Origin of the sequence: uncultured Ruegeria sp., assembly GCF_947489545.1 — a bacterium.
Lineage (GTDB): Bacteria > Pseudomonadota > Alphaproteobacteria > Rhodobacterales > Rhodobacteraceae > Ruegeria.
This window is the reverse complement of sequence record NZ_CANLDZ010000054.1, coordinates 1-4,839: the sequence shown is the minus strand read 5'-3', so window position 1 is coordinate 4,839 and position 4,839 is coordinate 1. Positions and strand designations below refer to the sequence as shown.

General features: G+C 55.3%; 9 protein-coding genes. All 9 read right to left on the bottom strand.

The features are described from left to right. Positions 1 to 83: 83 nt before the first annotated feature. Positions 84 to 575, bottom strand: a complete 492-nt coding sequence (locus tag Q1B13_RS26570) for a hypothetical protein (protein ID WP_299085877.1) — start codon at positions 573 to 575, stop codon at positions 84 to 86. 32 nt (positions 576 to 607) lie between these two features. Further along, positions 608 to 1,600, bottom strand: a complete 993-nt coding sequence (locus Q1B13_RS26565; RefSeq protein ID WP_299085879.1) for a hypothetical protein — start codon at positions 1,598 to 1,600, stop codon at positions 608 to 610. Beyond that, the gene (locus Q1B13_RS26560) at positions 1,597 to 1,980 is read right to left on the bottom strand and encodes a hypothetical protein (RefSeq protein WP_299085881.1); all 384 of its coding nucleotides are present in this window, start codon (positions 1,978 to 1,980) and stop codon (positions 1,597 to 1,599) included. Before Q1B13_RS26560 ends, Q1B13_RS26565 begins: the two co-directional genes overlap by 4 nt. A 418-nt stretch (positions 1,981 to 2,398) precedes the next feature. Further along, complete coding sequence (locus tag Q1B13_RS26555) at positions 2,399 to 2,947, bottom strand: hypothetical protein (protein ID WP_299085883.1); 549 nt, start codon at positions 2,945 to 2,947, stop codon at positions 2,399 to 2,401. After that, positions 2,944 to 3,396 (bottom strand): hypothetical protein, encoded by a 453-nt coding sequence (locus tag Q1B13_RS26550; RefSeq protein WP_299085885.1) that lies wholly within the window; start codon positions 3,394 to 3,396, stop codon positions 2,944 to 2,946. Before Q1B13_RS26550 ends, Q1B13_RS26555 begins: the two co-directional genes overlap by 4 nt. Beyond that, positions 3,393 to 3,719: a hypothetical protein gene (locus Q1B13_RS26545; protein ID WP_299085887.1), complete on the bottom strand. Its 327-nt coding sequence runs from the start codon at positions 3,717 to 3,719 to the stop codon at positions 3,393 to 3,395. The genes Q1B13_RS26550 and Q1B13_RS26545 overlap by 4 nt, the downstream gene beginning before the upstream one ends. A 4-nt stretch (positions 3,720 to 3,723) precedes the next feature. Continuing rightward, positions 3,724 to 3,936, bottom strand: coding sequence for a hypothetical protein (locus Q1B13_RS26540; RefSeq protein WP_299085889.1), 213 nt, complete (start codon positions 3,934 to 3,936; stop codon positions 3,724 to 3,726). Next, a complete protein-coding gene (locus Q1B13_RS26535) occupies positions 3,933 to 4,175 on the bottom strand; it encodes a hypothetical protein (RefSeq protein ID WP_299085891.1) in 243 nt (80 codons plus the stop codon). The genes Q1B13_RS26540 and Q1B13_RS26535 overlap by 4 nt, the downstream gene beginning before the upstream one ends. A gap of 360 nt (positions 4,176 to 4,535) precedes the next feature. Next, positions 4,536 to 4,839: hypothetical protein (locus Q1B13_RS26530; protein ID WP_299085893.1), on the bottom strand; the 304-nt coding region annotated here is incomplete at its 5' end.

Below are 4,839 nucleotides of genomic sequence, written 5' to 3'. Positions count from 1 at the left end.
GTCCCGAGCTGCAGGCTCGGGATTTGCTCATATTACTCCCAACCTTTTAGGACAAGAAAACGCCACCACCAGTCACACTGAACTTATCGCGTGAAGCTGCAGTAGCTATCCTGATAGCGCGTGAGCAAAACGAGCAGACGGTAAGGTTGCGCGCCGTCGACCAGCTCTCTCAAGGTGAAATAGTGCCAAGAGGTGGGCTTGTGCGGCGCGTCAGGATAGAGAAACCCTTTCGGCGTTGGCGTGTAGGGCGGGGTAAACTCGAAGAATATCTCGCCAAATCTTCCACCTTCGCCCAGATCGACAACACCCCATGTTATGCTGTTTGGATCCTCGGAATCTGGCAAGACCGTTCGAGCCAGGTCGAACGTCAAACCGCGGACCCTTTGGCCATCAGGTCCATCTTCTTCAATCAAGGCTGTAAGATCACAACCGGCGACCTCGATGTAGCTTCTTGAGCGTCGCTCGGAAAGCGCGCCATGATTACCGTCTTGAACCACCAGCGTCTCAGATTCTTGCTCAATTTCCTGAGCAAGAGAGAGGCGCGCGTCCTCCGCTTTCCAGTCAGCTTCGGTCATTACCATCAGTGAAGCCGCCGCCAAAAGCCCTTTCATTGGCCACCTCGCTCGAGGTTGATTACTCTAAAATCATCTCCCCAAGGCGACATGTAAGTCAGCTGATCGCCGGTCCATTTGCGGACCTCAGCCAAATGGCTGATCTCAGTTTCACCATCGTCAGAGCAACGCACTACGGAGCCAAACAGGTCAATGCGGAGCATCGTTCCATCGGCCATCATGACCCGTACTTCACGCTCATAGATTATGATCGACTGCCAACCGACTACATTCTCGCGAAGAATACCGATGAAGTCAGGGCGCAAAGCGATATGCACATCCTCGGCGTCCGCGCTCTTGGTGCTTTTGAGGCGAATGAAGGCTTCTTTATCGCCCGGGTTCTCGTCGATCTGAACGCCAGCACGCTCTGGTTTCCAGTGAAACGGCTGGTTGCGGACATTGCCGAGCTTGTCCTTGTTGAAGGTCATATAGAATTCGGCGGCTTCCCAAACTCGAGGGGCTGTTCGCAGCGACTGTTCATCTGAACCCTCGTCGAAGCTTCCGAAAATATCTTGCTGTGACGGGCGACTGGCGTAATCGCCACCACCCGGTGACATGACCGCATCGACATACTGCGTTTGTTTGATCACGCGCCCGGAACGCTCGACCATCGTTACATCGTCACCGCTGTCGCAGCAAAAACTGCCATCCTCGGAAATAGTGACGAAAACACCGTTGTTGGTTGTGACCCGAACGCAGCGCTCCTCGACGATGACATTCTGCCAGCCAATCGAGTCTTCGCGGAGCAGGCCGATAAAATTCGGACGCAGCGCGATGTGCACATCTTCGGTGTCAGCTTGCTTCGTGCTCTTGACCCGAACGAATGTCTCTTTCTCATCGGGCTTAGGGCTCAGCTGAACGTCATTGGTTTCAGGCCGCCAGTAGAACGGGGTCTCGCGTTTCCTACCCATCTGGTCGCACTTGAATGCGACATAGAAATTGGCGGCTGTCCAAACCGGCCGCGTATCTGGTGCCTGTGTATGGGTCATTGTGCGACCAGTTCCTCAGCGATCCTTCCGATCAAGCTCGCGCAGGCATTAGACCCGTCGGGCAGCTCGACCCGGGACAGGGATTTGGAAATCTCATCGGGCCGCAGCCCATACTGCAGCAGGAGTGAAAACAGAATGCAAGAGTCCTGCACCTGAAACTCAAGCTGGGACCCGGACCTGAAGCCCCCCGAGTAGAACACCTCGCGCGGTCGATCCTGCTCGTCAGGATCGTACCCCACGGACAGATGAACTGTGTGACCCTCCGGTGTTGTGAACTGCCGGTTTTCGGCCAAACGGCGGGTCGGCAACTGGTGACGGGGTGCTGGAAACTTGTGGAACTTGGACATGATGATTAACCCTTGTTCTTTGGCCTTCAGCATAGCAAAAACAGCCACAAGGCGCAAACAAATAACGTTAATAATCAAAGATTTATGCCACTTTTTCGCACGAAAACGCAATGGATTACAGGACAGCTTTTACCACTCATTCCAGCCCCAAAAAGCTTCAGCTTTTCTCAGCAAATTCACACGCGCTACAAGAGTTCGCGGAAGGCAGAAACATCTCAGCTTTCGGGCAGGCAGGGCCTGCCATCGACTGTGAAAAGCGCGACCCATCAGGGGTCCCCGCTCAAGCGGGGATTGCGCGCCCTAGCGCGTGACACTGCGCCTCACGCAGCTGGCCGTTTCCGGCCAATCTTTGCCAACTGTTGGATAACTTCTAGGTCAGTAGTACTGACATTATTTAACATAACCTTGATTCTGCGGTATTTACTCCGCTCGCTGATCCCGCCGAAATCCCTCATTCCGGCTGCCAGTCATCGTCGAGCGAGGATTGCACTCCGCTTTCTGTGATCGTGGCATTGTGCGTGGCAGTTTCGGTGCCCATTTCTGTGCCGTCCCCTGACATGTAAGCCTGCGCAAACTCGGTACGCTTGAACACGGATCCATCCAGTTCGATTGTGGTGCGGTCCTCCGCCGTCGCGCGTGTCACAGAGCCATCATACCAAACCTTGATCCGCGTCCCATCTGCGATCTGTACAACAACGGCCATGGGTTCGATCTGCACACCCAGCCAGCCGTCATCGGTGTCCCGCCGCGCGATGATCTTGTCAGACCGGAACTTGACCTGAACGTCGCCCGACAAACTGTTGCCGATTGACTTCAGAACAACAAAGGCCTCCTGCTCGTCCGGGTTTGGATGGATCGTAGCATTTGCATTCTTCGGCGGCCAAACCTTGGCGGAGTCGCGCTTCTTGCCCTTCTGGTCGCGGTGAAACCCGACATAGAGTTGGGCCGATTTCCAGATGCGCGTGGCCTTCCTTGAAAGTGCCGTGGATTTTGCAGTCATGTGATTGGGCCTTTTGGAACGGATATCTCGGGCTGGTGCTTACGGACGCCATGCGGATCTGACGGGATGAGGTCGAAGGGCAAGGTATCAAGTGTGAACCGCCCAATGGAATACCCATGAAGAAAATCCAGCAGATAGACCGGATCGGCGGGGTACGGCGCACAGTTCCATGCATGGCGCAGGGCGGCAGCTTCATTGGAAGAATAAGCCACTATACGACACCGGGCCTCACGCCATTTGTCGGCGCGTTGTTTTCGGCTCCTTTTCTCTTGTCGTTCCCAATCAACTGCGCGTTTAAACATGACCTCATCTTCACTGGGTTGCTGCTCAGCGATCTGATCGGCCAGCAATGGAAAAGCCTCGCATTCCTTCTGCTGTTTGCGGCGCAGGGCAGAACGCTTGCGGGGTGTATCTTCAAAAGCAAAACGGGGCCACATCTTGAACCTCATGGCATTTCCTCCAGACGGTGCGCATGGGCATCCAGCCGCCCGATGAGCGAGGCCACCAGTTCTCTCAGCGATGCCTGATCGGCGAGGATAAGTGCGGCGCGTTGATCAGCTGTCAGGGCGGCGATCTCGGGCGACTGCGGTTCTGTCATCAGGTTCGAGCCTGTCAGAACGCCCAGTCCGGCCAGCTCGTCGGTAAGGGGACGCAACATATCTGCCAGTGCGTCAGTATCGGCGCTGTTAGAGGCGGCGGATTTCACGATGAACCGCAGGGTGTCCACCATCTTTTTAACGCGGCCTGAGTTTGTGTCGTTTTGGAATGCCATGTCGTTACCCTTTCATGTCTTCCACGGCGCAGTCGCAGTTGGTTGCGGCCAGTGCTGCGGCGTAGATTGCGGCCTTTGCCTGCTCATCCGGTGAGAAGGTTTCCATCTGGCTGATCCGTTGCGCGGCGGTGTTGGCGAAGGTCTCGCGCAAGTAGACAGAGAAGCCATGCGGCGTTGTGGCGGTGCGAACGGATGCGCTGATGCAGGCAAAGGTCATCGCGGCTCACCCGTTTGCTTGTGGTCCAAGGTGAAAACAACTGTGTCCCCATCAACTGTGTAGGGTACGGCCTTGGACAAAAGCTGTTTGATTACGGGTTTCGGAAGCTGTGGAAACGTGCCAGCAATGACATTCACCATTGCGGCGCGATCCTTGGAGAATGCGTAGCCATTGATGGCCCACGCAATCAGGCCCGGAGTGTTAACCAAACCCGATGATGACAGAGTATTCTTCGTCATGTGCGTTCATTCCTTCTGTGAAAGCTGCCCCGAAAAGCAGCCTTCTTTCCCTCGTTTTTGGGTCGATTAATCACCATTTGCCTCGATTGGCCCTGCGCGCCTGTAGAGGCGCCCGCCCATAGTTGAAGCAATGATTTGAAAGGACGTCTCTTTGCTGTGGCCTAACAGTTCGTTGAGGCGCTCAGCTTCTTCCCGTGCTTTGGCCATGTCTTCAGAGATGGCCCATCCAGCGGGGACAGGATTGTATCCGCGCTCATTCGCAACAGCTACCCCAAGGCCGAAGTGCCCGGACAAATCGTCAGACACAACTGCGACGAAAGCAAAAGGGCCGCGATTTTCTTCTCGCGCGAAAAACTCATTCTATGCAGTGAGGCGAATTTCAGAAAGGTTGATTTCCATAGCTTTCCTCTTTGTAGTGATGCGGTTGCCGCTCTCGCCCGGCTTGTCCGCTTGCGTTTCGTTATGAACACAGCAGGCCAAGGTAACGGCCTGCTGGCCTGTCCTCTCCCCCTGCCCCATCCGCGTTTTTCCCCGCAAGGAGGGGGGCCGATGGAAAAGATCCGGAGCTGATCCGGGTGGGGTGGTCCGGCTGAAAAACGGAAACTTTGCCCGCTTGCGGGTAAAAACCGTTTTTCTGCTTGAGGCGCACAAAAAGAAAGATGTG